The following is a 23581-nucleotide window of genomic DNA, read 5'->3' on the forward strand; positions in this document are numbered from 1 at the left end:
TGATCCGTTCCATGGCTGGTTCGTGTCGATATTGCCTCGCGAGCTCACGCTCCCAGCGAGGCGGATCCGGATGAGGTCAGGCCGCGGCCCGGGACGTGAGGGTGGTCCGGGCGGAGCACATGGCAGTGGCCTTGAGCGCGGTCATCAACCTCACCTCCCGACTTTCTCGATCTGGATCGGACACGAACGCCGGACACCGTATCATCGCAATGATCCCGTCCGGGTCCCGAACCCGGCTCACCGCAGCGCGCTCCAGTACCGATCGGCCCGTGCCGAGCGGCTCACGAAAACACCGTCCTGTTGGAGGAGCGTTTCCGCAGGGACCCGGAGTTCGAACTCGAACCGTTCTGGCAGGAGCGATCGGCGGAGTTCGCGCGCTCGCTGCTGCGCTACGAGGTGACGCTGCGCCTGACGAAGGCGGGCGCGGCGCGCCTCCCGCACATGACGGACAGGGTGGCAGCCGAGGAGGCGCTCGCGGCGACCCCGGCGCAGGACGCGGAGGGCAGGCTCACGGTCACGCTGGCGATGCAGTCGGAGAACGTCGCGGTCGGCCAACTGCTGGGGCTTGCCGTGGAGGCGGAGGTCTTGGCACCCGGGTCCCCTGCGAGCGCGGTTCGCGGAGGCGGCGCCGACGCTGGCGGGACGGCCCGCGTGCCCCGTGCCGGGCCCACCTCGGGGCAGCAGCACGCACGCCGTACCCGTCCTGTCTCTGGGATCGGCCAGCAGGAGCAGGCACGGACAATCTCACCTGCGTGGCCAGGACCGGCGGACTACAGTGCCCCGGTGAACAGCCAGAATGATCAACTCTTGGCGGAAGGCCGCGGACCAGCCGCCGCAGCGCCTGTTTCGACCAACGTGGTCGGCCTGTGCGAGGTGTTCACCGATCCACTCTGGCGCATCTCCGTCCATCTCAGCCCGGTGGAAGTCGATCTGCTGCGCAGCGAGCCGCTGCGGCGCCTGCACTTCATAGCGCACGGTGGGGCCTCAACGATCACTACCCTGCAGTCGTATTCAAGGCTTGAGCACAGTCTGGGCGTTCTGTCCCTGGCCTCGCATTTCCGCCCCACCGACCAGGTGCTGCGTGTGGCCGCGCTGGTGCATGACATCGGCCATCTGCCACTCAGCCACACTTTCGAAGGCGTCGCCGACCTCGATCACCACTCCATCGGCACCGACCTCCTCCAGGCCGACCCGCTCCGCGCTGTACTCGCAAGCAACGGCATCAGCGCTGAGGCGGTCGTAGCCGCCATGGGTAATGGGTCTGCCTCCCCGTTGAGCAGCCACCCCGACCTGCTCAACCTCGACCACCTTGACTCCTACGTCCGCAGCGGGCGGGCTGCTGGTCGACTCGACGCCGATCCAGTCGCTCTGCTGGATCGGCTCGACCTCCAGGACGCAGTGCTCTCAACCGATCGCGAAACGGCCGGAACGCTTGTCGACCTCGTCTGCGCAGAGGCACGACTGCACACCTCCTGGGACAACGTAGGCCCAGTCTCCGTGGCGCGGCGCCTGGTCCGCCGACTGCTCGACAGCGGGGCAGCCGATCCATACCGGCTCGCACGGATGACTGATCCACAGCTGTGGTCCGCGTTCGACTCTCTCGAAGCCACACGTGCCGAGGGCACCATGCTGCGGTACGAACCGCATCGGCTGAGGGTCGTTTCCGGCGGGGCGCCCGATGACCCGTCATCCTGGGACTACGCGCTGCGCAAGATCTACAGCTCTGCTCCGCTGGTCGATGGCGACCGCATTGAGACCTCAGCCCCTGAACTCGCCGCCGCACTGGACCGCCTCAGACTGCTACCCACCAGATTTCGCGTCCGGTGGACCTGAACGCGGGGCTGTCCGATCCACGGCTGACCCAGTTCATTGATCGATCAGACCTGAACCGTGAACGTGACGCATGAAGTATTCCCGCTCATGGGCCGCAGCCGTTTCCGCCCTACGAGCTCACAGCTCGCCCGCGATCACACCCTCCTGGAACGCGGCCCACTCCGAAGCGGTGAACCGCAGCGGTTCCCGGTCCGTGTTCTTCGAGTCACGTACGGCCCGTGCGCCGTGCGGCAGTTCGGCGACCTCGACGCAGTCGTTCTCGGCTCCGCTGGCTGTCGCCTTGTGCCAGACGGCGCCACTGAGGTCGTGTTCGTACAGCTCAGTCCTGCGGTCGGTCACTTCCGGAAGCCTTCTTCCAGCTCGGCGATGCGTACGAGTGAGTCCTCAACGGGCAAAGCAGTGGCGCGAATGCGCTCGTACGCCCGCTCGAAGGGGACCGCGTCTTCGCCTTCAACGTACGTGGCTCCCCCTGGGTTCTCCAAGAGGACGACGCTCGGCAACGGTGCCCGGAATTTGGTGAGGGAGAAGCCGCCCTCAAGTCCTGGATGAGGAGTTGCGCTGAGCGGCATAAGTTGCACCGTGACGTTGGGCAGTTCTGCGGTCTCGCGCAGTCTGCGCAACTGTTCGTGCATGGTGCGGGGCCGACTCGCGAACCTCAGATGCAGGGCTGCTTCATGAATGATCGCCCAGAACTCCAGAGGGGTGCCGGGCCGACTGAGCACGGACTGGCGTGCCATGCGCACCTCTGCGAGCGCTGTGACCTCTTCGGCACTCCGAGTGGTGGTGATCCCGGCGATCGTCTCGCGCGCGTAGGCGGCGCTCTGCAGCAGTCCGGGAACCAGGAGCGGCGACCAGGAGCACACTACTTCGGCGTCCGTCTCCAGTGAGATGTAGTCCGCGTACAGAGGGCTGACAACCTGTGCGTACGCCTGCCACCAGCCCTTCTTCGCGGCGTCGTTCCTGAGCTGCTCCAAGGCGCTGCGGACCTGGCTGTCGTTCACCTCGTAAACCGTGAGCAGTTTGTCCAGGTCGGTGGGTCGGATTGCCTGTACCGCATTTTCGATCTTTGACATCTTCGGGCTCTGCCACCCCATCGCGGAGGCGGCACGGTCCAAGCTCAGGCCGGCCTCGTTGCGGAGCCTGCGCAGAGCTCCTCCAAGGCGGCGGCGCCTGACGGTGGGGGCCAATGGGGCGTTGGGCATGCAGACATGCTGCCATTCAAGGGGCGCCGGGACGGGCACAAAGGGGAACCGTCACTCATTAGGGTAGAAAGGTTGCGATTCAAGGGAGAACAGGTACACCCTCAAGTCAGCTCAGAGCGAGCAGAGTTCGCCCGACACAGGAGTCCTCCATGCCTCACTCCCTCGGCTGGTACCACACCTCCACCCCCACCGGCTTCGTCCTCCACCTCTCGGCCACAGCCGACCACCTGCATGCCACCCGCGCCCTCATCGACAAGACGCTCGCCGACGCCGGAGTGGCCGAAGGGCAGTCTTGCGCTGTGCAGTTGGTGATGTCAGAGCTGTTCGGCAACGCGGTCCGCGCCTGTGGCGACTTCGTGCCACTCGTCGCCGAGGTGGCGGTCGAACCACCACAGCGGCACAGCGGCGGCACGGAACGAGGCGTACGGCTCAGGCTGCACGACCCGTACCGGCTCGCGATGCCCGTGCGTGGCAGCGTACGGCTGGACGATCCCGAGGCGGAGTCAGGGCGCGGACTCCCGCTGATCGATCTACTTGCTCCGGGATGGAGGGTCGCGGGCACGCCGGTCGGCAAACAAGTGCGCTGCCGGATTCCCGCTACGGGAGAGGTTATGGCCTGAGCCGATCCGCTGTTGAGCCGCCGACAGTTCGCGGCTGGCACGACTTCGCCGAGGTCCGCGAAGAGTTGCCGGCCTGGCCGAACGCCCGGGCGTGAACGACGGGAGACGGGCCGAAGGCGTTGTTCGACACGGTGGCGGGCCCGCTGCGCGAGCGCCTTGTGCTGCTGCCGAGCGCTAGCCGTTTGGTCCAGCTGGTGGCGTCGGTGCGGGATGCAGCGCATCAGCGGCCGTGGGACACCTTGTACGGGATTCTGAGCGTGGGACAGCGAGAGGTCAACTGCGACCTCATGCGGGCAGCGGCGGAGCAGCGGCACGGAGGGCGGAAACAACGGCGACGACGGCCGGGTGGCGGGCGGCGCCGCGGCGGTGGGCGACGAGGGTGCGGCGGCCTAGCGGGAGGCGGGTCAGCGAGACCTCGCGGGGAGGGTCGACCGCACCCATGTGCGGGACGACGGCCACGCCCTGGCCGAGGGCGACGAGCGCGAGAACCGTGGTGAACTCGTCTACTTGATGTCGGACTTGGGGTATGAAGCCAGCGGCCCGGCATGCTCCGAGGGTCATGGCGTGGCAGAGCGTGCCGGGGGTAGCGGTGATCCAGGGCACGCCGCCGAAGCGCGCGAGCAGCGGGATGTCATCGGGCGCCTCGGGTAGGTGTGTTGAGGCGAGATACATGGGCTCCGTGAAGAGCGGGACGGTCTCCAGCCCCGGTTCGGGCATGGAAGGAACGAAGTCGTACTCGTGCACGAGCGCCAGGTCGAGGTCGCCACCGCGCAGGGCGTCGGCGACGGCGGCCGGGTCGATCTCCCGCACTCTCGGTTCCAGGCCCGGGTGCTCACGCGCGAGCGCGACCAACGCGGACGGGACGATCGTGCGCGTGGCAGTGGGGAAAGCGCCGATGCGCAGCGGTCCTGACAGACCATGTCGTGCGTCCGCGAGATCGGCGGCAGCCATTTCCAGACGTTCCAGAACCACCTCTGCGTGGCGTACGAGGTTCTGCGCGGCCGGCGTGAGAGCGACCTGCCGACCCGTGCGCTCCAGCAGCGGCACTCCCGCTTCGCGCTCCAACGCACTGAGCTGCTGGGAGACCGCCGAGGGCGTGAACGCCAGCCCCTGAGCGACTGCGGCAATGGTGCCGCGCAGTGACAGTTCCCGCAGCAGGCGCAGGCGACGTGCATCGAGCATCAGTCCAGCTTACGGTCAGAATCGGAAACGTGAACTGGACCTGCACGATCCTAGCGGGCCACGCTGGTCCTATGACGCAGCTGGCCTTCCCGCACGGCATTCATGTACCCCTGATCACGCCGTTCACGGCGGACGGCAGCATCGCCGAGAACGCCCTCGAAGCCCTCGCCCACACGGTGCTCGACGAGGGCGCCAACGGCATCGTCGCGCTCGGCACGACCGCGGAAGCGGCCATGCTGGACAAGGAGGAGAAGACCGTGGTCGTGGGGATCTGCGCCCGGGTCTGCCGGGAACGCGGCGCACCGCTGACGATCGGCCTGGGCGGCAGCGACACCCGGGCGACGGCGCGGGCTCTGAAGGAACTCGGGAAGATGTGGCCTGAGACCACGGCCGCGCTGGTTCCCGTGCCGGCGTTCAGCCGCCCCGGGGCGGCGGGCGTGGTGGCGCACTTCGCCCACCTCGCGGAACACAGCCCCATTCCACTGATCGTCTATCACGTCCCCTACCGCACTGCGCAGCCGCTCGACGCGGCAACACTGCGCGCCGTCGGTGAACACCCGAACGTCCGGGGCATCAAGCTGGCCACAGGCCGCGTGGACCAGGAGACCGTGGACCTGCTCGGCGACCTGCCGCCGGATTTGGCCGTCCTGGCCGGCGACGATGTGCTGTTGGCCCCGCTGCTCGCACTGGGCGCGGCAGGTGGCGTCCTCGCCTCCGCGCACCTGGCTACCGCACGCTTCACGGAACTGGTCACAGCCTGGCACAACGGCGACCACAAGCGAGCCCGCGAACTGGGCCCTGCCCTGGCCCGTCTCTCTGCGGCCACGCTTCGAGACCCCAATCCGGCCGTGATCAAGGGCGTCCTGCAGGCCCAGGGCCGCATCCCTACCCCCGATGTACGCCTCCCGCTGCTGAAAGCACGACGCGCGTCGGTGGGTGAGGCACTGGAGGAGATGGGCGTGATCCTCCCGTAGGCGTCCCACTTGACCGCGGCGAGGAAGTCCGACCAGGCGTCGGAGGACAAGGAGCGGTCTACTGCACTCGCGGACCCCGAAGGACCTTGGCCTGCCGCTACTTCTATCTGGCTGACTACCGGAACGCCAGGCAGTCGAGTGCCGGCACGATCGTTTGAAGAGACACCGCGCGGTAGTCACGAGGTATGACAAGCTCTCCGCCCACTACGAGACGACCGTAGTGGTCGCGGCGATCAACGAGTGGCCGTAGAGGGCCCGATGGCAGCCCCGTGAAGGCCCTCGCGTCCAGATTCGCTTGGATAGCGTCGACGGCCTCGCACGATGCGGGGACGCCATGCAATCGGAGGGATGCTGAGCTCGGTGAACGGGTTGAACAACACACTGGCGGACAACCACTACCCCGGACGCGGGGTGCTGTGGTGCCGAACCGGCGACGGCGAGACGCTTGGCGGGTACTTCCTCACCGGGCGGAGTCCTGCCTCCAAGGACCGCGCTCTGCAGCGCACTCCGGAGGGGACACTGCTTGTCGCCCCATCGGAATCGAGCGCACACGACCACCTGCGTCACTACGTCGCCGCCCGCCAGAGCGGCCAGTGGCTGGTCTTCGGCAACGGCGAACAGGTCGCCACAGTCGCCGACCGGCTCGGCTCCGGAGAGCTTCCCGCCCTGGCCCTGGGCGGCCTGGACTACGAACCGGACCCGCCGATCTTCACTCCTCGCCTGACCGTGGTCGCCGACGGCCGGGTCGGTGGGCGAGCCTGGTTCGGTGCCGCGCGGCGCAGCCGCGGGGGACGCACGGCTACAAACCGGTTGACGTTGGAGGTCAGCGGCCTGGAGCCCGGCGAGGGGGTTCTCATGACTACGTACCGCTCGGACGGGAGCGAGATCACGACCGGTGACCCGTTGACCGAGGTCAGCATCACCGCCGGAAATCGCAGCGGTCTTCTCGACGAGCTGTGGGCCTCCCTACCGGCTCAGCTTCGGATCGCCGCCGCGATCTTCTCGCCCGGTGGCCTCGCGGAGGCCGACGTTCGGCAAGCGGCGCCGGCTCAGAGCTGACATCGTTTGCCAGCAGGGGGCGACGCGTTCGGGTGTTGCAGTCGGAACAGACTGCTGTCTGCCATCCGTGAACATCACCCCGAGCGGGCACGACGGTCATTACCGTCCAGTCGTATGACGACGGTCACAACCCGTACGGTCGAATACCCGGCCGACAACCTGACGATGATCGGGCACCTCGCGCTCCCCGCCGGTGACGAGCGCCGGCCCGCGGTCCTGATCGGACCCGAGGGGATGGGCCTCAGCGATGTCGAGCGCCGCCGGGCCGAGGCTCTCGCCGAGCTGGGATACGTGGCGCTGGCCTTCGACCTCCACGGTGGACGCTACTTGGGCGACCCCAAGGAAATGTTGGCCCGTTGCATGCCGCTGCTCGCCGACCCCGACAGGATGCGGGGCATCGGCCACGCAGCGCTCGACGTGTTGCGCGCCGAACCACGGGCCGATCCCCGCCGTACCGCCGCCATCGGCTACGGCACCGGGGGCGCAGTCGCACTGGAGCTCGGTCGCGACGGTGTCGATCTGCGCGCGATTGGGACAGTCAACGCACTGACCACGGGCCGACCGGGCGAGGCGGCACACATCCGCTGCCCAGTGTGGGCCGGGGTCGGGTCGCAAGACCCGATCATGCCGCCCGCCCAACGGGACGCGTTCACCGCGGAGATGGAGGCTGCGGGCGTCGACTGGCGCCTCGTGGTCTACGGAGGAGCCCTGCACGCCTTCCACCATCCACCGGTCGACCACACCGTGCGACCCGGCGTCGGCTACCATCCACGCCACGCACAGCGAGCCTGGCGCGACGTCGTCGCACTGCTCGTCGAGTGCCTGCCCGTCACGGACTGATCCGATCAGCTCCCGATACTCGCTCCTCCCCGCCGTGGCGGCCGCGTCGACGCCGGGGCAGGCTGGCAGCCGGGCGTTCCCCCGACCGTCTCGGGGCACACGTCGAGCGCCGGTGTTCCGGCGGGGGCTTGCGGTCGGTTCCACCCCGGCCTGCGTCAGCCCACCGCCTTCTTGACCAGCTCGCTGATGCGCTGTTCGTCGGCTGCGGTCAGCTCCTTCAGGGCGTAGGCGGCCGGCCACATGGCACCGTCGTCGAGTGCCGCCTGGTCGCTGAAGCCGAGCGTGGCATACCTCGACTTGAACTTCTGCGCGCTCTGGAAGTGGCAGAGGACCTTGCCGTCTCTGGCGTAGGCGGGCATCCCGTACCAGAGTTTGGGCGTGAGGTCCGGAGCAGCGGTCTTGATGATGGCGTGGATCCGCTCGGCGAGCACCCGGTCCGCTTCCGGCATCTCGGCGATCTTCGCGAGCACGTCCCGCTCCGCCGCCGCCTCCTTCTCCGCGCGCGACGAACCGCGCCGCGCCGCCGCCTTCTTCTGGTCCTGCGCGTGCTCCTTCATCGCGGCCCGCTCCTCGGCGGTGAATCCGTCGTACTGCTCGGCGGCCGTGCCGGAGTTCCCGGCAGGCGACTTCGTGTGCTGCATGGCAGATGTCCTCTCGTACACGGGTGAGGGAGGTCAGGGGCGGGAGGTCGGGGAAGGGAGTCAGGACAGTGCGGACGCCGTGGACGGCGCGGGCGTGAGCGATGTGGCGGCTTCCCAGGCGAATCCGTCCGGGTCGGTGAAGGGGCCGGCGGTGCTGCCGAGGATGACGCGGTGTGAGCCGGCGCCGTCGGCGGCGACGCCGAGGTCCCTGGCCAGACCTCGGCGCTTGTACAGCGCCAGCTTGACGGGGCTGGACTCGCACGAGGCGAACTCGGCGTACTTGCCGCCGAAGCTTCTGGCCACGGTCAGGCCCCGGCCGACGTAGAACTGTCTGGTGGCCTTCACATCCTCGACGCCGAGCAGGAGGACGATCTCGTCGATCTCGCGTGTGGCCGGGCCGTTGTCCTTCTTCTCCGAGGTCGCAACCTTCCAGATCGTCCCGTCCGGGGCCCGGACGACGCCGCCGTAGCCCCACAGCGACCTCGCGACGGGCTTCAGCACCGTGGCGCCGGCGTCCACGGCAGCGCCGAGGAAGCTGTCGACGGTGGCCGGCCGGGACACCGTGAGCGCCAGGGTGAAGCCGCGGAATCCGGTGGAGTGCGCCTCGGACGCCAGCAGGCGTATGCGCGTGCCGACTCCGAAGGCGGTGTAGAAGCGGTGCGCGGCCTCGCGGTCGGCCACCTCCAGGGTGACGGATGCGATGGACGTGGTCGACGCGGTGGTTGCCATGGCCATCACGCTATGAGTTGCCCGTCGGCGGGACTTCTCGATTCCTGCTCGATCCGGCCACGGCCGGACGTCGCACGGGCGGAGCCCGTGACCAAGGACGACGCGGCTGTATAGTTGAACATTCAAGGGGTGATGGCCCAAGGAGGCGCTCTCGATGACCACGGCACCTGAACGCATGCCCGCGCTCTACCTCTCGCACGGCGCGCCGCCCCTCGCGGACGACCCGCAGTGGCCGGACCAGCTCGCGGCGTGGAGCGCCGAGTTGCCCAGGCCGCGTGCGATCCTCGTCGTGTCCGCGCACTGGGAGGCCGCGCCGCCCGCCGTCGGGGCGACGAGGAGCGTGCCACTCGAGTACGACTTCTGGGGGTTCCCCGAGCACTACTACCAGGTGACGTACCCGGCTCCGGGCGCGCCCGCGCTCGCCGAGAGCGTGCGCAAGCTGCTGAGCGTCCCGGGCCAGGCCGTGCAGGACGCTCCCGAGCGCGGGCTCGACCACGGGGCCTACGTGCCCCTCGTGGAGATGTTCCCCGCCGCCGACATCCCGGTGCTGCAACTCTCGATGCCGACCCTCGAACCCGAGCGGCTGCTTGAGGTCGGGCGGAAGCTGGCACCGCTGCGGGACGAGGGCGTGCTGATCATCGGCAGCGGGTTCTTCACGCACAACCTGGCCGCGCTGCGCCACACCGGGGGCGGCGTGCCCGGCTGGTCGGCGGAGTTCGACGACTGGGGCCGGCAGGCGCTGGACGCGCAGGACATCGACGCCCTGCTCGACTTCGAGCACGCCTCCCCGGCCGGCCGGCTCGCCCACCCGCGCACCGAGCACTTCGCGCCACTCTTCGTCACGCTCGGGGCCGCCGAGTCCGAACTCGCCAGCCGGCGCACCGTCATCGACGGGTTCTGGATGGGGCTCGCCAAGCGGTCCGTCCAGTTCGGCTGAGGAGCGTCGACCGGGCCGTCCGGGATGGCCGCGCGCCTCACGTCAGTGCGGCCTGCGGTAGTCCGCCGCGTCCACCTCGCCGCCCTCCCCCGACGTCGCCGCCGCGATGTACGGCCAGGCGTCCGGTGCGCTGCCGTCGGCGTCGGTGAAGCGGTAGACCTTCGCCAGTTCGCCGCTCGACAGGGAGCGGCCGTTGAAGCGGTGCCGGTCCTCGTCGGCGGCCAGCGCCGCGACGGCCCGGCCGACGAAGACCGGGCTCTCCGAGATCGCGAAGTGCGGTTCACGGGCGATGGCGTCGCGCCAGTTGTCCTCGCGCACGCCGAAGTGGTCGAGCATCCACTCCGAGCGCAGGAAGCCGGGCGTCAGCGACACCGCCGTGCAACCCGCCTCCGCCAGCTCGTGGCCGAGGTTCTTCGCAAGTCTGATCGGCGCGTACTTCACCAGGTCGTAGGCGAGGTTGCCGCGGTACGGCTCGCTCGACTCCTGCGTGCCGTCCGTGATCTCGACGACAAGCCCGCCCCGGTTGCGTACGAGCAGCGGCAGCGCGCAGCGCAGGGTGATGAGGTGGGCACGCACGCCCAGGTCGAGCATGCGCAGGGTCTTGCCGAGGTCCAGCTCCCACGCCTTCGTGTCGAACTCGATCAGGTGCTCCCCGCCCCAGATGTCGTCGACGAGGACGTCCAGCCTGCCGTGGTCCGCGCCGATGCGGTCCACCACCGCGTCCACCTGCGCCGGGTCCAGGTGGTCCGCCGGGACGGCGACGCCCTCGCCGCCCGCCGCCGTGACCAGCTCGGCCGTCTGCTCGATCGTTTCCGTCGTACGGCCCACCTCGCTGACCTGTTCGCGTGTCGTGCGTCCCGTCACGTACACCGTCGCGCCGAGCGCTCCCAGCTGGAGGGCCATCTGCCGGCCCGCGCCCCTGGTGGCGCCCGCCACCAGCGCGATCCGGCCCCTCAGCGCACGTGCGTGCGGCGTGCCCGTATCCGTGCCCGTATCCGTGTCCATGACCCGACCGTCCCAGAGATACCCGACAGATAACGTCAGGTATCCGGCGTCCGCCGCTGTCCGTGTGTGTCGTGTACGTCCGAACGACTCGCCGCGCGACCGCGCGCGCGTGCGTGCCGGGCGCCGAGGCAGGATGCTTGGTTCCGTGATGGACGAGACGGACTTCTGGGAGATCGTCGACAGCACGCGCGAGGCCGCGGACGGCGACCCGGAAGCCCACGCGGACCTGCTGGTCGAGCGGCTGGTGCGGCTCGATCCCGACGCCGTGCTCGACTTCGCCCGGCACTTCGAGTCCCGCTACAACCGCGCCTACCGGTGGGACCTGTGGGGCGCCGCGGCCGTCCTGCTCGACGGTGCGAGCGACGACGCGTTCGACTTCTTCCGCTGCTGGCTCATCGGCCAGGGGCGCGAGGTGTTCGAGGGGGCGCTCCAGGACCCGGACGGCCTCGCAGACCTCCTCGACGACTTCGACGAGGAGGTGGACGGGGACGGCGAGGACCTCGGGTACGCGGCGGACGAGGCGTACGAGCAGCTCACCGGCTCCGTAGCACCGGACCTGGGGATCCCGGCGCCGCCGCGTGAGCCCGAGGGCACGGCGTTCGACATCGACGACCCGGGGGTGTTGGAGGCGCGCTTCCCGCGGCTGTGGGAGCAGTTCGGGGCGGACTCGTTCAGCGCCTGACGCGACACGACATGACGGGGCGGGGCGGTGACGGCCTCCTCCGGGGGCAGGACGGCGGTATCGGGGCAGGATGGGCGTATGAGGATCGCGGTCACCGGTTCCACCGGGCTCATCGGTACGGCACTCGTACGGTCCCTGCGCGCGGACGGGCACGAGGTGGTGCGGCTGGTGCGGCGCGAGCCCGCGGCCCGCGACGAGGTGCGGTGGGACCCGCAGCGCCAGCACGTCGACACGAACGGCCTGCGCGGCTGCGCCGCGGTCGTCCACCTCGCCGGCGCGGGCATCGGCGACAGGCGCTGGACCGAGGCGTACAAGAAGGAGATCAGGGACAGCCGCCTCCTCGGCACGGCGGCGATCGCGGAGGCGGTCGCCTCGCTGGACGAGCGGCCGCGCGTCCTCGTCTCGGGCTCGGCCATCGGCTACTACGGCGACACGGGCGACCGCGCGGTGGACGAGAGCGCGCCGCCCGGGTACGGGTTCCTGCCCACGCTGTGCGTGGACTGGGAGGCCGCCGCGGCCGCGGCGCAGGAGGCCGGGATCCGTACGGTCTTCCCGAGGACCGGGCTGGTGGTGGCGCGCGGCGGTGGTGCGTGGGGGCGGCTGTTCCCGCTGTTCAAGGCGGGTCTCGGCGGGCGGATGGGCGACGGCCGGCAGTACTGGAGCTTCATCGCGCTGCACGACCACGTCGCCGCGCTGCGGCACCTGATCGACACGGAGACGCTTGAGGGGCCGGTCAACCTGACGGCCCCCGAGCCGGTGACGAACCGCGAGGTGACGGCGGCGATGGGGCGGGTCCTGCACAGGCCCACCCCGCTCCCGGTCCCGGCGGCGGCGCTGCGGCTGGCGCTCGGCGAGCTGTCGGGCGACGTGCTGGGCAGCCAGCGGGTGGTGCCGCGAGCGCTGCTGGACTCGGGGTTCGGCTTCGCGTTCCCGACGGTGGACGAGGCGGTACGAGCGGCGTCGGCGTAGGCCGGGCGGCGTACGCCGCGGGCCGCGTCTGCCATGGGCGGCAGGGTGGCGGCCCCGCGGGCCGCCGGGACCGTCCGCCGCGCGCCGGAGCGGTCAGCCACGGTCCCCGCAGGCCCAGGCGCCGGCCCGGCGCCTGGGCCTGCGCCGCCGGCGGGCCGCGATCGCCCGGGCCGGGGACGGTCACGTCACGCGGCAACGGCACGGCACCGGGCCGAAGGCGCCGCGGGAGGGCACCGTCCGACCGGCACGGCCAGGGCAGTGGGCCGTAGCGCTGCCAGGGATCGCGCCGCGTCAGCGGCCCCCCGTTCCCGGGCTGCGGCGGACGGCGGGGTCCGGGAACGGGCTGTGCCCGCGAGGTCCGCGACGATCACGCGGGAGCGGCCGGGGCCCCGGGCCTGAGGCCCGGGGCCCAAGAGGCCCGGCACGGGAGCGGCACAGAGGCCCGGGGCCCAAGCGTGCGGCTCCGACGGCCCGGTGGGGGCGGTGCGGCGGCGCCAGGGGGCGTACGCCGCCGCGCGGCCCGCGCCGGTGCGCGCCGCCCGTGCCACGGTGCTCCCGTCCCGTGCGCGTACGGAACGCGCGCCACCGCCCTTAGCCTCGCCACGAACCGGCCCGTTCCGGGGAGCTTCGGGGCGCCTCGGGCCCGGTCGGACGTGCCGACCTCGGGGAGGGGCCCGTGCTCGAACAACTGCCGCGCGTCAGTGCCCGCACCACCATGGAGGCCCGGGCCGACGTCGTCGTGCTCGGCGCCGGCGCCGCGGGCCTCGCCGCCGCGCACCATCTCGCCGCCGCGGGCCTGACGGTCACCGTCCTGGAGGCCGCGCCGCACGTCGGCGGCCGCATGGCGACCGACCGCATTGACGGCTTCCTGCTCGACCGGCTGGGGCCGCTGCTCTCCACCGCGTACCCGGCGCTGCGGCGCACGCCGGGGCTCGACGCCGTGCCGCTGCGGATGTTCGCCCCCGGCTTCGCCGTGCACAGCTGCGGCAGGCGGTACCGGACGGGCGTGGTCGCCGGCCCCGCACGGAGCGAACGGAGCGGACGGAGCGCGCAGGGCGCACGGAGCGCGCTGTTGTCAGCGCGCGCCCTGACGAGCGTCCGCCCCCTGTCGCTGCTGCCGCCGCGCCCGGTCGCGCTCGGCCAGGCCAGGTTGGGCGCGCTTCTCGGGCGCCTCGCCACCGTGCCCACCGCGCACCTGGTGTCGCGCCCTGAACGCACCGCGCGTGAGGCGTACACGTCTCCGCTCGTGCGTGTGCTGCTGTCCGCGCTGCTGTACGACCCGGAGCTGACGTCGTCGAGCCGGTGCGCCGATCTGGTGTTGCGTGGATTCGCGCGCGGGCGGCTCTGCGTGCCGGAGGGCGGCTCGGCGGCGCTGCCGCGGTTGCTGGCGGCGACGCTTCCGCCGGGGTGCGCGCTGTACACGGACGTGTGCGTGACAGACGCGTCGATCAGCCGCGTCACGACGAAGGAGCACGGCGAGATCGCGTGCCGGGCGCTGGTGGTGGCGACCGGGGCCCGCGCGGCGGCCGGGTTACTGCCCGGGCTGCGGATGCCGGGCTTCCAGCCGGTGACGGTGGTGCACCACAGCGCGCCGCAACCGCCGCCCTCGGGCGCCTCGCTGCTGCTGGACGCGGACCGCGCCGGGCCCGTGTCCCACACGGCGGTGATGAGCGCCGTGGACCCGGCGCGGGCGCCGCGTGGCGGCGTGCTCGTCACGTCGACGGTGCTGGGCCCGCCGCCCGCGGAACGTGACGTGCGGCGCCACCTGGCGAGGATGTACGGCGTGACGACGCACCGCTGGGAGACGCTGGCGGTCAACCACGATCCCGAGGCGGTCGTGACGACGCGCCCGCCGCACGACGTGCGCAGGGCGGTGCGGCTGCTGGCGGGCCTGTACGTGTGCGGTGACCACCGCGAGGTCAACACGGTCGAGGGCGCGCTGCACTCGGGCCGCAGAGCGGCGCACGCGGCCATGAAGGACCTGGGCGTGGCCCGCGTGAGCGGCGGCGACCGGCCTGAGGACGCGGCGGAGGCTGCGCGCCCCACGAGGCAGGCGCCAGAGGGGGCCGCCGCATAGCGCGCGGCCGCGCGCCGCGCCTCGGTTCGCGGGCGCAGGCCCCCTGCGACGGGCGCGAATTCGTCGCAGCGGGGATCGCCCCACCGCGTCCAGGCCGCGGGGGAAGTCCGCGCGTCTGGGCGGAAGCCGCGCCACCGCGCCCTCGGTGTACCTACCGCCCGCGAGGACCGCCTCAGCAGCGACCCCGGGGCGGGCTGCCACGCGTGCGGCGCGACCGAGCGGCACACGCTTCCCGACGCGTAGCGCGCCGCTGTCCTCCCGCTCAGGCCGGCCGACCGGCCGCCGCTGACGCGACGACCGTGGTGACCCACACCCCGCCCGTCGCGTATGGGCCTCAGGCCCCTCGTACGCCGCGAGGCCACCGCGGGGCCACGGCGGCCCGCGCCGGGCGCAGCGGGTCGCCTCGCGCTGCCGACGCCGCCGGAGCCGTTTCCCGGCAACGGTGGCCGGTCTCGCAGCGGACGCTGCCGGGCAGGCAGGCAGCCACTGCGTCGCGCGCCACTGACGACGGCCCCGCACCGGCGACGGACCGGGCGGCGACACACAGGCGCCCGGGCGCGACGCCGCTGCCGCGCGGGGCCGCCCCGCGGCCGGTGTGGTCGGCCGCCCGCACGGGCGCCACGCCCGCGCCCGGCCCGCAAGCGCCCGCACCGGGCGAAGTGGGCCGCCCGCGCCGCGCGGGCGCGCCGTCAGCGCAGGGCCGTCACGCGGTCGCGGTACGTGCGCACCGCGACCGCGTCCCGGTGCGGCTCCAGACGGCGTTCGAAGTCGCGTACGTACTCGACCGCGCGCACCGACCTCATCTCCGACGCCGCCTGCGCCGCCTCGGCGCCCAGCGCGCACGCCTGGTCGAGCTCGCCGAGGCCGAGACGCGCCGTGGCCAGCACGACCGTGCAGAACAGCCTGCTGCGCGCCAGCTCGGGCCCGCGCAGGCTCAGCGAGCGCTCCGCGTGCTGGGCGGCCGCGCGGTACTGCGAGAGGTCCCTGTGGCAGTGCCCGAACTCGTCCGCGAGCTGCGCCTCGTCGAAGAACCGCGCCCAGTACGGCACCTCCTCCCCCGGCCGCGCCGCCTCCAGCGCCCGCTCGGCGCGCAGCAGCGCCGACGTGCACGCGCGCGCATCCCCGAGTACGCCGTGCCCGCGCGCCTCCGCCGCCTGCAACAGGGCCTGCACGACCGGCGGCGCCGACGCCCCCACGCCCTGCTGCGCCACCCGCGCGAGTTGCACCGCCTCCCGCCCGTGGCTGAGGTACACCGCCTGGCGGCTCATCGTCACGAGCACGTACGAGCCGTACGCCCGGTCGTCCGCCGCCTGCGAGAGCCGGAGCGCCTGCACGAAGTAGCGCTGGGCGAGGCCGTGGGCAGCGATGTCGTACGACGTCCAGCCGGCGAGCCTCGTCAGGTCGGCCACGGCGCCGAACAGGCGCCGTCCGACGGACTCCCCGTACAGGCCGCGGAGCATCGGCTCGGCCTCGTGTTCGAGGTAGCGGACGAGCGCTTGGCGGGCGTGGCCGCCGCCGTAGCGCTGGTCGAGGGTGCGGAAGAGCTCGCCCACCGACTTGAGGGCCGCGATGTCGCCCGCCGAGACCCGGGGACCTGGCACGCCCGCGCGGCCCGCGCCGCCGGTGTGCGGCCGAGGCCGCGGCACAGCCGCGGCCCGTGGCCCCGACTCCAGCGGGCCGGCCGACGGCTGCGACGGGACCCGGACCTCCCCCGCGCCACCGCCTCCGGCGCCGCCGCCTCCCGGGCCGCCCGTGGCCGGACCGGAGGCCACGGCCGTACCCGCAGCGCCGGGTCCGCCGACCGCGCCCGCCGGGGCCGGTCTCCGCGGCGCGGTGGCGCCGGCCGCGCCCGACGCCACCGCCGGGTGCCCCACGCGCTCGTCGGGCCTGCCGATCAGCCAGTCCCTGCTGGGCACCACGAGCCCCGCGGGCGTGAACGCGATCTTGCGAAGCTCCGCGTGGCTGCCCGAGTCCTTCTTCCACAGCCCGCCGACGATGTCGACCGCCTCCTCGGGCGTGGCGGCGAACTCCAGCCCCGCGTAGACGGGCGCGCACGCGTCGAGCCCGAGGTCCTGGGTGGTCAGGCGGCGGCCGAGTCTGCGCGTGAACACCTCGGTGATCAGCGCCGGAGTGGTGCCGCGCGGCTGCTGGCCGCGCAGCCAGCGGGTGACGGACGTCTTGTCGTAGCGGAGGTCGAGCCCGTGCTCGAGGCCGAGCTGGTCGACCCTGCGGGCGAGGCCCGCGTGGGAGAAGCCTGCTTCTGCGATGAGCGCGGCGAGCCTGTTGTTGGGATTGCGCTGCGGAGGTCGTTCCGACATCAGCTGTACGGTCTCCTGCCTTCCGGGCCCGGGGCAGCCCCATACCATCGGCCCCTCACGATCGGCGCGAATTTAGCGGTAAAAAGCAACCTCACACCGGCTTTCACACCGGGTTCATCCGATCGTGTGAGGATCCGCGCAACCTCTGCCGAGCGGCGCGTGAATCTGCCTCCGGCACATGCGCCGATCGGCCGTCCACCGGCCGCCCACCACCTCCCCGTCACGTTGCCCGTCCGCCGCCGTACAGTTGCGGAAGCGCCGGAGTGCACGGAAAACGCCCCCTGCGCACCACGTCCGCGGTGTGCCGGGCGCTCCTTCGACGCACCGGAAGCTGGACCGACGGCTGCGCTGCCGCAGCCACAAGGAGGCACTGCCGTGGATGAGCTGCGGTTCGTCCGTCTGGGCTTCGGCGACGAGGCCGTCGCCTACCTGGACGCATGGGAGGAGCAGCGCCGCGTGCACGCCGCACGCGTCGCCGACGAGGTACCCGACACCTGCCTGATGCTCGAACACCCGCCCGTCTACACGGCCGGCCGGCGCACGCGCGACGACGAGCGGCCCCTCGACGGCACCCCGGTGATCGACGTGGACCGCGGCGGCAAGATCACCTGGCACGGTCCCGGCCAGCTGGTGGGCTACCCGATCCTGAAGCTGCCGAACCCGGTGGACGTCATCGCGCACGTCCGGCGCCTCGAGGAGGCGCTGATCCGGACGGCCGCCGAGTTCGGCGTGGAGACGACCCGGGTGGAGGGCCGCAGCGGGGTGTGGGTGCTGGGCGACGCGGTCGCGGACCGCGCGGCCTCCCCCGGCCTCGTGCTGGACTTCGACCCGCGCGTCAAGACGGACGACTTCGACCCGCGGCTCAACGGCCCGGAGTACGCGCCGTCCAACGCGGGGCAGCGGCGTGAGGACCGCAAGCTCGCGGCCATCGGCATCCGCGTCGCCAAGGGCGTCACGATGCACGGCTTCTCGCTGAACGTGAACCCCGACAACACGTACTTCGACCGCATCGTGCCGTGCGGCATCCGGGACGCGGGGGTGACGTCGCTCGCATACGAGCTGGGGCGCGATGTGCCCGTCGCGGAGGTCCTGCCCGTGGTGGAGCGGCACCTGCGCGAGGTGCTGGCGGAGGCGCCCTCCGATTCCGCCGCCTCCCCCGTGTCCGCCACGGACGCGGACGCGGCGCTGGAGGGCGCGAGCGCCTGACCACGGCCTGCCCGACGCGGCGGGCCCTGCGGCCCGAGAGCCCTCCGTGACCCAGAGACCACGGTCCGAACGGACCACAAGACCACGTAATGCACGGGCGTAACCTGGTATTCGCCGAAGAATCGAATGCCGCGCCAGCCAGAAAGAGGTGCCGGACGTGTCCGCTGTCGCACCCGACGGACGCAAGATGCTGCGCCTGGAGGTCCGGAACAGCCAGACCCCCATCGAGCGCAAGCCCGAGTGGATCAAGACCCGGGCGAAGATGGGGCCCGAGTACAACCAGCTGCAGAAACTCGTCAAGAGCGAGGGCCTGCACACGGTCTGCCAGGAGGCCGGCTGTCCGAACATCTTCGAGTGCTGGGAGGACCGCGAGGCGACCTTCCTCATCGGTGGCGACCAGTGCACCAGGCGCTGCGACTTCTGCCAGATCGACACGGGCAAGCCGCAGGCGCTCGACCGTGACGAGCCGCGGCGCGTGGGCGAGTCCGTCGTCACAATGGACCTGAACTACGCCACGATCACCGGCGTCGCGCGCGACGACCTGGAGGACGGCGGCGCCTGGCTGTACGCGGAGACGGTGCGGCAGATCCACGCGATGACGGCGGCCCGCGAGGCGGGCGCGACCAAGGTCGAGCTGCTCATCCCCGACTTCAACGCGGTGCCCGAGCAGCTCGCCGAGGTGTTCTCGTCGCGGCCCGAGGTGCTCGCGCACAACGTCGAGACGGTGCCGCGCATCTTCAAGCGCATCCGCCCCGGCTTCCGCTACGAGCGCTCGCTCGACGTCATCACGAAGGCGCGCGAGGCCGGGCTCATCACCAAGTCCAACCTGATCCTGGGGATGGGCGAGGAGCGCGCCGAGGTCAGCGAGGCGCTGCGGCAGCTGCACGAGGCGGGCTGCGAGCTGATCACGATCACGCAGTACCTGCGTCCTTCGGTGCGCCACCACCCCGTCGAGCGGTGGGTGAAGCCCGACGAGTTCGTCGAGCTGAAGGAGGAGGCCGAGCAGATCGGCTTCTCCGGCGTGATGTCGGGGCCGCTGGTGCGCTCCTCCTACCGTGCGGGCCGCCTGTTCCAGCAGGCGATGGAACGCAGGAGCGCGCAGCAGCCCGCGGGCGTCGGGGCGGCCTCCGGCGTCGGGGCGGTTCCGCCGGCGGTGTGAATCCGCGCACAAGTGATTACCGGCGAGTAGCAGTGCTTGCCCGAGCGGCCCGTACGTACGTCCCAGGTGAGGGGCGCGTACGGGCCGCTCGCGCGCCGGGGCGCACGCGGCGCGTCCGCGGCCCCGGGTCACGGCGGTTTGACCGCCGGGTCACGCGCTGGTAACACCGATGAGTGACGCCGCACGCACGCACCGCACACGCCGGGCACGCCCGGGGCAGCCGCGGCCGCGGACCACACGGCACCTCATCGCACCGCACCATTCATCGCACCGCACCATCCCGCTCTTCCCCGCTCGTCTCGCCAGGGAGATCGACATCATGCAGGCCGCGCCGGTACGCCCCACTGCCCGTCCGCTGGCGGCAGCACGTTTCGCGCTGCGCGCCGTGGAGACGCTGCTGCTGGCCGGCGGTCAGCGGACGGCGCGCCGAAATGCCTGGTCAGCGGTGGTTGAGGACCGGCGCGCCGCCCGCGCACGCGCGGAGAGCCAGTCCGTGATCGAGGCTGTGTCCGACCGCTCTTCCCAAGCCACGTAAACTTTCCTGTATGGCGAGGAAGGACAACGCAGACTCTGCTGCGAACCAGGGGCGACTGAAGCAGATCGCCCAGACCTACAAGATGACCCGGCGGGTCGATCCCAAAGTCGGTCTTGTCATCGCGGGCGTGGGAATCGTCACCTTCGGTGTCATCCTCGCCATCGGTTTCGCGCTCGGCCACCCGCTCTATCTGGGGATCCTGGGCTTCATCCTGGCGTTCCTCGCGATGGCGATCATCTTCGGCCGCCGCGCGGAACGCGCGGCCTTCGGGCAGATGGAGGGGCAGCCCGGAGCGGCCGCCGCGGTCCTGGAGAACGTGGGACGCGGCTGGACGACTACACCGGCTGTGGCGATGAACCGCAGCCAGGACGTCGTGCACCGCGCGGTGAGCAAGGCGGGCATCGTGCTGGTCGCCGAGGGCAACCCGAACCGGCTGAAGTCGCTGCTCGCGGCCGAGAAGCGGAAGATGGCGCGCGTCGTCGTCGACGTGCCGGTGCGGGACATCATCGTGGGTGACGGCGAGGGGCAGGTGCCGCTGAAGAAGGTGCGCGCCACGCTGCTGAAGCTGCCGCGCGTGGTGGACGGGCCGACGGTGACGGCCACCAACGACCGGCTGCGCGCGATGGGCGACCTGATGAGCAACATGCCGCTGCCGAAGGGGCCCATGCCGAAGAACGTGCGCATGCCGAAGGGCGGCAAGATGCGCTGACGCGCGGGCGATGTGGAAGGGGGCGGCCGGGTACCGGCCGCCCCCTTCCACATGTCCGGGCCCGATGGCGGCTCGATGCCCGCGCGCACGCGGGCGGCTTGGCACGCCGACTCGGCCCGTCAGCGCGGTTCAGCGGCGTCGACAGCCGGGCGGTGGGGCTGGTCGCGCCGAGCCGCCCGGCGCACCGGCTTCGGCCGGGCGCCCGGCGGCTCGGCGCACTCCGGCCCCCGCGGTGCGGCCGGCCGGCGCGGTCCGGTACGCGGTTCGGCGGCCCGGGACCATAACCAGGCGCTCCCGGCGCACAGCGCGGCCCCACCCGGCGTCGGCGCCCTGACGGTCGAGCACAGCCCGCCCGGCGCCGACGGCTGAGCGTGGCCGGACCGGCGGCGTCCGGCGGCCGATCCGGCGCACCGGCGGCAGCCCGCGGGCACCCGGCCGCTCGGCGCCCTCCGGCGCATCACCGGCAGCCGAGGGGGCCAGTGCTCTCGACCCGGCCGCTCGGCGCGCTCCGGCCCTTGCGGTGCGGCGGCTCCGGCCCCTCACCAGGGGGCCACGCGGGCCCGCGCGTCTCGGCTCGCCGTCGGCGCCCCGACGGCTGAGTGCGGCCCGGCGGCGCCAGGCGTGCTCGGTCCGGCGCTCAGGGCGGTCCGGCGGGCACCTCGGCCCGGGCGCCCAGCGATCGGGCTGCGCGGCGCGGCTACATCCTGACCTGGACGGCGCGGCCGAGCCGGTCGTGCAGGCCGCGGCCGTCGCGGTCCCAGATCAGCGCGGGGATCGCCAGGCAGAGCAGGACGCAGCGGATCAGCGCCCACCCGAAGCCGAGCCTGCCTCCGGCCTCGGAGACGACCCGGAGGCGGAAGAGCCGCTTGCCCGGGGTGAAGCCGAGCGTGCCGACGGTGAGGGCGCTGAGCACGAAGAAGACGGCGAGCGCCCAGTTCTCGACGACGTTCGCGCTGCCGCGCGTGATCAGCCCGTACACGACGATGACGCACAGCGCCCAGTCGACGAAGATGGCGCCGAAGCGCCGGCCGAGCGGCGCAACGGAGCCAGGGCCGTCCTGCGGCAGGCCGAGCCGCTGGCCGCGGTACCCGAAGTCGACGCCCATGTCCTCGGCCGCCGCGCGGGGCCCGGAGAGCCAGGATCCGATTGCTTGCCTGTTGTCCACGGCTCCACGGTACGCGCCGGGCGCGGCCCAGCGGCCGCCCGCCCCCACGTTCGCGCACGCCGCGCGCTCCCGCGCGCGTCACCGCACTCGCACCCGCGGCGGCGTGCCGGTTAACGTGCGCGAAACAAACGGGTCATCCTGGAGAAATGGCGGAAACATAAGGTCGCCGTCATCGTGTGCCGCGTGCACGGGCCGAGGGAGTACGGACCGCTCGCCCGCACAGCCGAGTTTCAAGCCCCCGCCCCTCCCCGAGGCGGGAGGAGGAGGAGCTGGATGTTCCAGAACGCCGACGAGGCCAAGAAATTCATCTCGGACGAGGACGTCAAGTTCGTCGACGTGCGCTTCTGCGACCTGCCCGGTGTGATGCAGCACTTCACGGTCCCGGCGAAGACGTTCGATCCGACGGAGGAGCTCGCGTTCGACGGCTCGTCGATCCGCGGCTTCCAGGCGATCCACGAGTCGGACATGGCGCTGCGCGCCGACCTGGCGACCGCGCGTGTCGACCCGTTCCGCCGTGACAAGACGCTGAACATCAACTTCTTCATCCACGACCCGATCACGGGCGAGCAGTACAGCCGCGACCCGCGCAACATCGCGAAGAAGGCCGAGGCCTACCTGGCGTCGACGGGCATCGCGGACACCGCGTTCTTCGGGCCGGAGGCGGAGTTCTACGTCTTCGACAGCGTGCGCTTCAACACGACGTCGAACGAGGGCTTCTACCACATCGACTCCGAGGCCGGCGCCTGGAACACCGGCTCGACGGAGGAGAACCGCGGCTACAAGGTCCGCTACAAGGGCGGCTACTTCCCGGCCCCGCCGGTGGACCACTTCGCGGACCTGCGCGCCGAGATCTCGCTGGAGCTCGAACAGGCCGGCCTTGAGGTCGAGCGCCAGCACCACGAGGTCGGCACCGCGGGCCAGGCGGAGATCAACTACAAGTTCAACACGCTGCTGCACGCGGCTGACGACCTGATGCTGTTCAAGTACATCGTCAAGAACGTCGCGTGGCGCAACAACAAGACCGCGACGTTCATGCCGAAGCCGATCTTCGGCGACAACGGCTCGGGCATGCACGTGCACCAGTCGCTGTGGCAGAACGGTTCGCCGCTCTTCTACGACGAGCAGGGCTATGCGGGCCTGTCGGACACGGCGCGCTTCTACATCGGCGGCATCCTGAAGCACGCGCCGTCGCTGCTGGCCTTCACGAACCCGACGGTGAACTCGTACCACCGCCTGGTCCCGGGCTTCGAGGCGCCGGTCAACCTGGTCTACTCGCAGCGCAACCGCTCCGCGGCGATGCGCATCCCGATCACGGGCTCGAACCCGAAGGCCAAGCGCGTCGAGTTCCGCGCGCCCGACCCCTCGTCCAACCCGTACCTGGCGTTCTCGGCGCTGCTGCTCGCGGGTCTCGACGGCGTCAGGAACAAGATCGAGCCGGCGGAGCCGATCGACAAGGACCTCTACGAGCTCGCCCCCGAGGAGCACGCGGGCGTCCCCCAGGTCCCGACATCCCTCCCGGCCGTCCTTGACGCGCTTGAGGCGGACAACGAGTACCTCCAGGCGGGCGGCGTCTTCACGGCTGACCTGATCGAGACGTGGATCGACTACAAGCGCACGAAGGAGATCGCCCCGATCCAGCTGCGCCCGCACCCGCACGAGTTCGAGCTTTACTTCGACATTTAAAGATCATCTGTCGACCGTATGTGTCCAGCACCGTCTTCGCCGAGGAGTGGCGGAGG

General features: G+C 71.7%; 22 protein-coding genes. 14 read left to right on the forward strand and 8 right to left on the reverse strand.

What is annotated here, in order from left to right:
• The first annotated feature begins 300 nt into the window (after positions 1-300).
• Positions 301-1833, forward strand: a complete 1533-nt coding sequence (locus IH48_RS37155) for a WYL domain-containing protein (protein ID WP_234434388.1) — start codon at positions 301-303, stop codon at positions 1831-1833.
• Positions 1834-1950: 117 nt separating this feature from the next.
• On the opposite strand, the gene IH48_RS0126310 is transcribed toward IH48_RS37155, so the two are convergent.
• Both IH48_RS0126310 and IH48_RS0126315 read right to left on the reverse strand, forming a co-directional pair.
• Entirely contained in the window at positions 1951-2172 is a 222-nt protein-coding gene (locus IH48_RS0126310) for a DUF397 domain-containing protein (RefSeq protein ID WP_030909644.1), read from the reverse strand.
• Positions 2169-3035, reverse strand: coding sequence for a DUF5753 domain-containing protein (locus tag IH48_RS0126315; protein ID WP_030909647.1), 867 nt, complete (start codon positions 3033-3035; stop codon positions 2169-2171). Before IH48_RS0126315 ends, IH48_RS0126310 begins: the two co-directional genes overlap by 4 nt.
• Before the next feature lie 149 nt (positions 3036-3184).
• On the opposite strand from IH48_RS0126315, the gene IH48_RS36370 reads away from it, so the two are divergent.
• Positions 3185-3655, forward strand: coding sequence for an ATP-binding protein (locus IH48_RS36370; RefSeq protein ID WP_037843271.1), 471 nt, complete (start codon positions 3185-3187; stop codon positions 3653-3655).
• A 285-nt stretch (positions 3656-3940) separates the two neighbouring features.
• Here the strand turns inward: IH48_RS36370 and IH48_RS0126325 are convergent, their stop codons facing one another.
• A complete protein-coding gene (locus IH48_RS0126325) occupies positions 3941-4837 on the reverse strand; it encodes a LysR family transcriptional regulator (RefSeq protein WP_030909650.1) in 897 nt (298 codons plus the stop codon).
• Between the two features lie 71 nt (positions 4838-4908).
• Here IH48_RS0126325 and IH48_RS0126330 point away from each other — a divergent pair, with 71 nt between their 5' ends.
• The 3 genes from IH48_RS0126330 to IH48_RS0126340 all read left to right on the forward strand — a co-directional run bounded on the left by IH48_RS0126330 (position 4909) and on the right by IH48_RS0126340 (position 7710).
• Entirely contained in the window at positions 4909-5811 is a 903-nt protein-coding gene (locus IH48_RS0126330) for a dihydrodipicolinate synthase family protein (RefSeq protein ID WP_030909652.1), read from the forward strand.
• Between the two features lie 348 nt (positions 5812-6159).
• On the forward strand, positions 6160-6870 hold the full coding sequence (locus IH48_RS0126335) for an IMP cyclohydrolase (RefSeq protein WP_107059374.1): 711 nt from the start codon (positions 6160-6162) through the stop codon (positions 6868-6870).
• Between the two features lie 114 nt (positions 6871-6984).
• Positions 6985-7710 carry a dienelactone hydrolase family protein gene (locus IH48_RS0126340; protein ID WP_030909656.1) on the forward strand — a complete coding sequence of 242 codons (726 nt, stop codon included), beginning with the start codon at positions 6985-6987 and terminating at the stop codon, positions 7708-7710.
• A gap of 155 nt (positions 7711-7865) precedes the next feature.
• On the opposite strand, the gene IH48_RS0126345 is transcribed toward IH48_RS0126340, so the two are convergent.
• Together IH48_RS0126345 and IH48_RS0126350 are read right to left on the reverse strand one after the other, a co-directional pair.
• Positions 7866-8351 (reverse strand): iron chaperone, encoded by a 486-nt coding sequence (locus IH48_RS0126345; RefSeq protein WP_030909657.1) that lies wholly within the window; start codon positions 8349-8351, stop codon positions 7866-7868.
• A 60-nt stretch (positions 8352-8411) separates the two neighbouring features.
• Positions 8412-9086 (reverse strand): glyoxalase, encoded by a 675-nt coding sequence (locus tag IH48_RS0126350; protein ID WP_030909659.1) that lies wholly within the window; start codon positions 9084-9086, stop codon positions 8412-8414.
• A 148-nt stretch (positions 9087-9234) separates the two neighbouring features.
• On the opposite strand from IH48_RS0126350, the gene IH48_RS0126355 reads away from it, so the two are divergent.
• Positions 9235-10017, forward strand: coding sequence for a dioxygenase (locus IH48_RS0126355; RefSeq protein WP_030909661.1), 783 nt, complete (start codon positions 9235-9237; stop codon positions 10015-10017).
• 42 nt (positions 10018-10059) lie between these two features.
• Here the strand turns inward: IH48_RS0126355 and IH48_RS0126360 are convergent, their stop codons facing one another.
• Positions 10060-11022, reverse strand: a complete 963-nt coding sequence (locus tag IH48_RS0126360; RefSeq protein WP_030909663.1) for an SDR family oxidoreductase — start codon at positions 11020-11022, stop codon at positions 10060-10062.
• A gap of 148 nt (positions 11023-11170) precedes the next feature.
• On the opposite strand from IH48_RS0126360, the gene IH48_RS0126365 reads away from it, so the two are divergent.
• The 3 genes from IH48_RS0126365 to IH48_RS0126375 all read left to right on the forward strand — a co-directional run bounded on the left by IH48_RS0126365 (position 11171) and on the right by IH48_RS0126375 (position 14750).
• Positions 11171-11704 carry a DUF4240 domain-containing protein gene (locus IH48_RS0126365; RefSeq protein ID WP_030909666.1) on the forward strand — a complete coding sequence of 178 codons (534 nt, stop codon included), beginning with the start codon at positions 11171-11173 and terminating at the stop codon, positions 11702-11704.
• 78 nt (positions 11705-11782) lie between these two features.
• Positions 11783-12673: a TIGR01777 family oxidoreductase gene (locus IH48_RS0126370; protein WP_030909669.1), complete on the forward strand. Its 891-nt coding sequence runs from the start codon at positions 11783-11785 to the stop codon at positions 12671-12673.
• Between the two features lie 715 nt (positions 12674-13388).
• Positions 13389-14750: an NAD(P)/FAD-dependent oxidoreductase gene (locus tag IH48_RS0126375; RefSeq protein ID WP_051840728.1), complete on the forward strand. Its 1362-nt coding sequence runs from the start codon at positions 13389-13391 to the stop codon at positions 14748-14750.
• A 689-nt stretch (positions 14751-15439) separates the two neighbouring features.
• On the opposite strand, the gene IH48_RS0126380 is transcribed toward IH48_RS0126375, so the two are convergent.
• Entirely contained in the window at positions 15440-17068 is a 1629-nt protein-coding gene (locus IH48_RS0126380; protein ID WP_030909675.1) for a hypothetical protein, read from the reverse strand.
• A 375-nt stretch (positions 17069-17443) separates the two neighbouring features.
• Between IH48_RS0126380 and lipB the strand changes: the two genes are divergently transcribed.
• The 4 genes from lipB (at position 17444) to IH48_RS0126400 (ending at position 20677) form a co-directional block, all read left to right on the forward strand.
• Entirely contained in the window at positions 17444-18274 is an 831-nt protein-coding gene (lipB, locus tag IH48_RS0126385; RefSeq protein ID WP_030909678.1) for a lipoyl(octanoyl) transferase LipB, read from the forward strand.
• A gap of 157 nt (positions 18275-18431) precedes the next feature.
• Complete coding sequence (gene lipA / locus IH48_RS0126390) at positions 18432-19433, forward strand: lipoyl synthase (protein WP_051840730.1); 1002 nt, start codon at positions 18432-18434, stop codon at positions 19431-19433.
• A 319-nt stretch (positions 19434-19752) separates the two neighbouring features.
• The gene (locus IH48_RS0126395; RefSeq protein ID WP_030909684.1) at positions 19753-19968 is read left to right on the forward strand and encodes a hypothetical protein; all 216 of its coding nucleotides are present in this window, start codon (positions 19753-19755) and stop codon (positions 19966-19968) included.
• A 10-nt stretch (positions 19969-19978) separates the two neighbouring features.
• Complete coding sequence (locus IH48_RS0126400) at positions 19979-20677, forward strand: DUF4191 domain-containing protein (RefSeq protein WP_030909687.1); 699 nt, start codon at positions 19979-19981, stop codon at positions 20675-20677.
• Between the two features lie 697 nt (positions 20678-21374).
• Here IH48_RS0126400 and IH48_RS0126405 read toward each other — a convergent pair.
• Complete coding sequence (locus IH48_RS0126405) at positions 21375-21842, reverse strand: RDD family protein (RefSeq protein ID WP_030909689.1); 468 nt, start codon at positions 21840-21842, stop codon at positions 21375-21377.
• A gap of 273 nt (positions 21843-22115) precedes the next feature.
• Between IH48_RS0126405 and glnA the strand changes: the two genes are divergently transcribed.
• Positions 22116-23525 (forward strand): type I glutamate--ammonia ligase, encoded by a 1410-nt coding sequence (gene glnA, locus IH48_RS0126410; RefSeq protein WP_030909692.1) that lies wholly within the window; start codon positions 22116-22118, stop codon positions 23523-23525.
• Positions 23526-23581: the final 56 nt, after the last annotated feature.

This window comes from Streptomyces sp. NRRL F-5126 (genome assembly GCF_000721265.1).
Classification (GTDB): domain Bacteria; phylum Actinomycetota; class Actinomycetes; order Streptomycetales; family Streptomycetaceae; genus Streptomyces.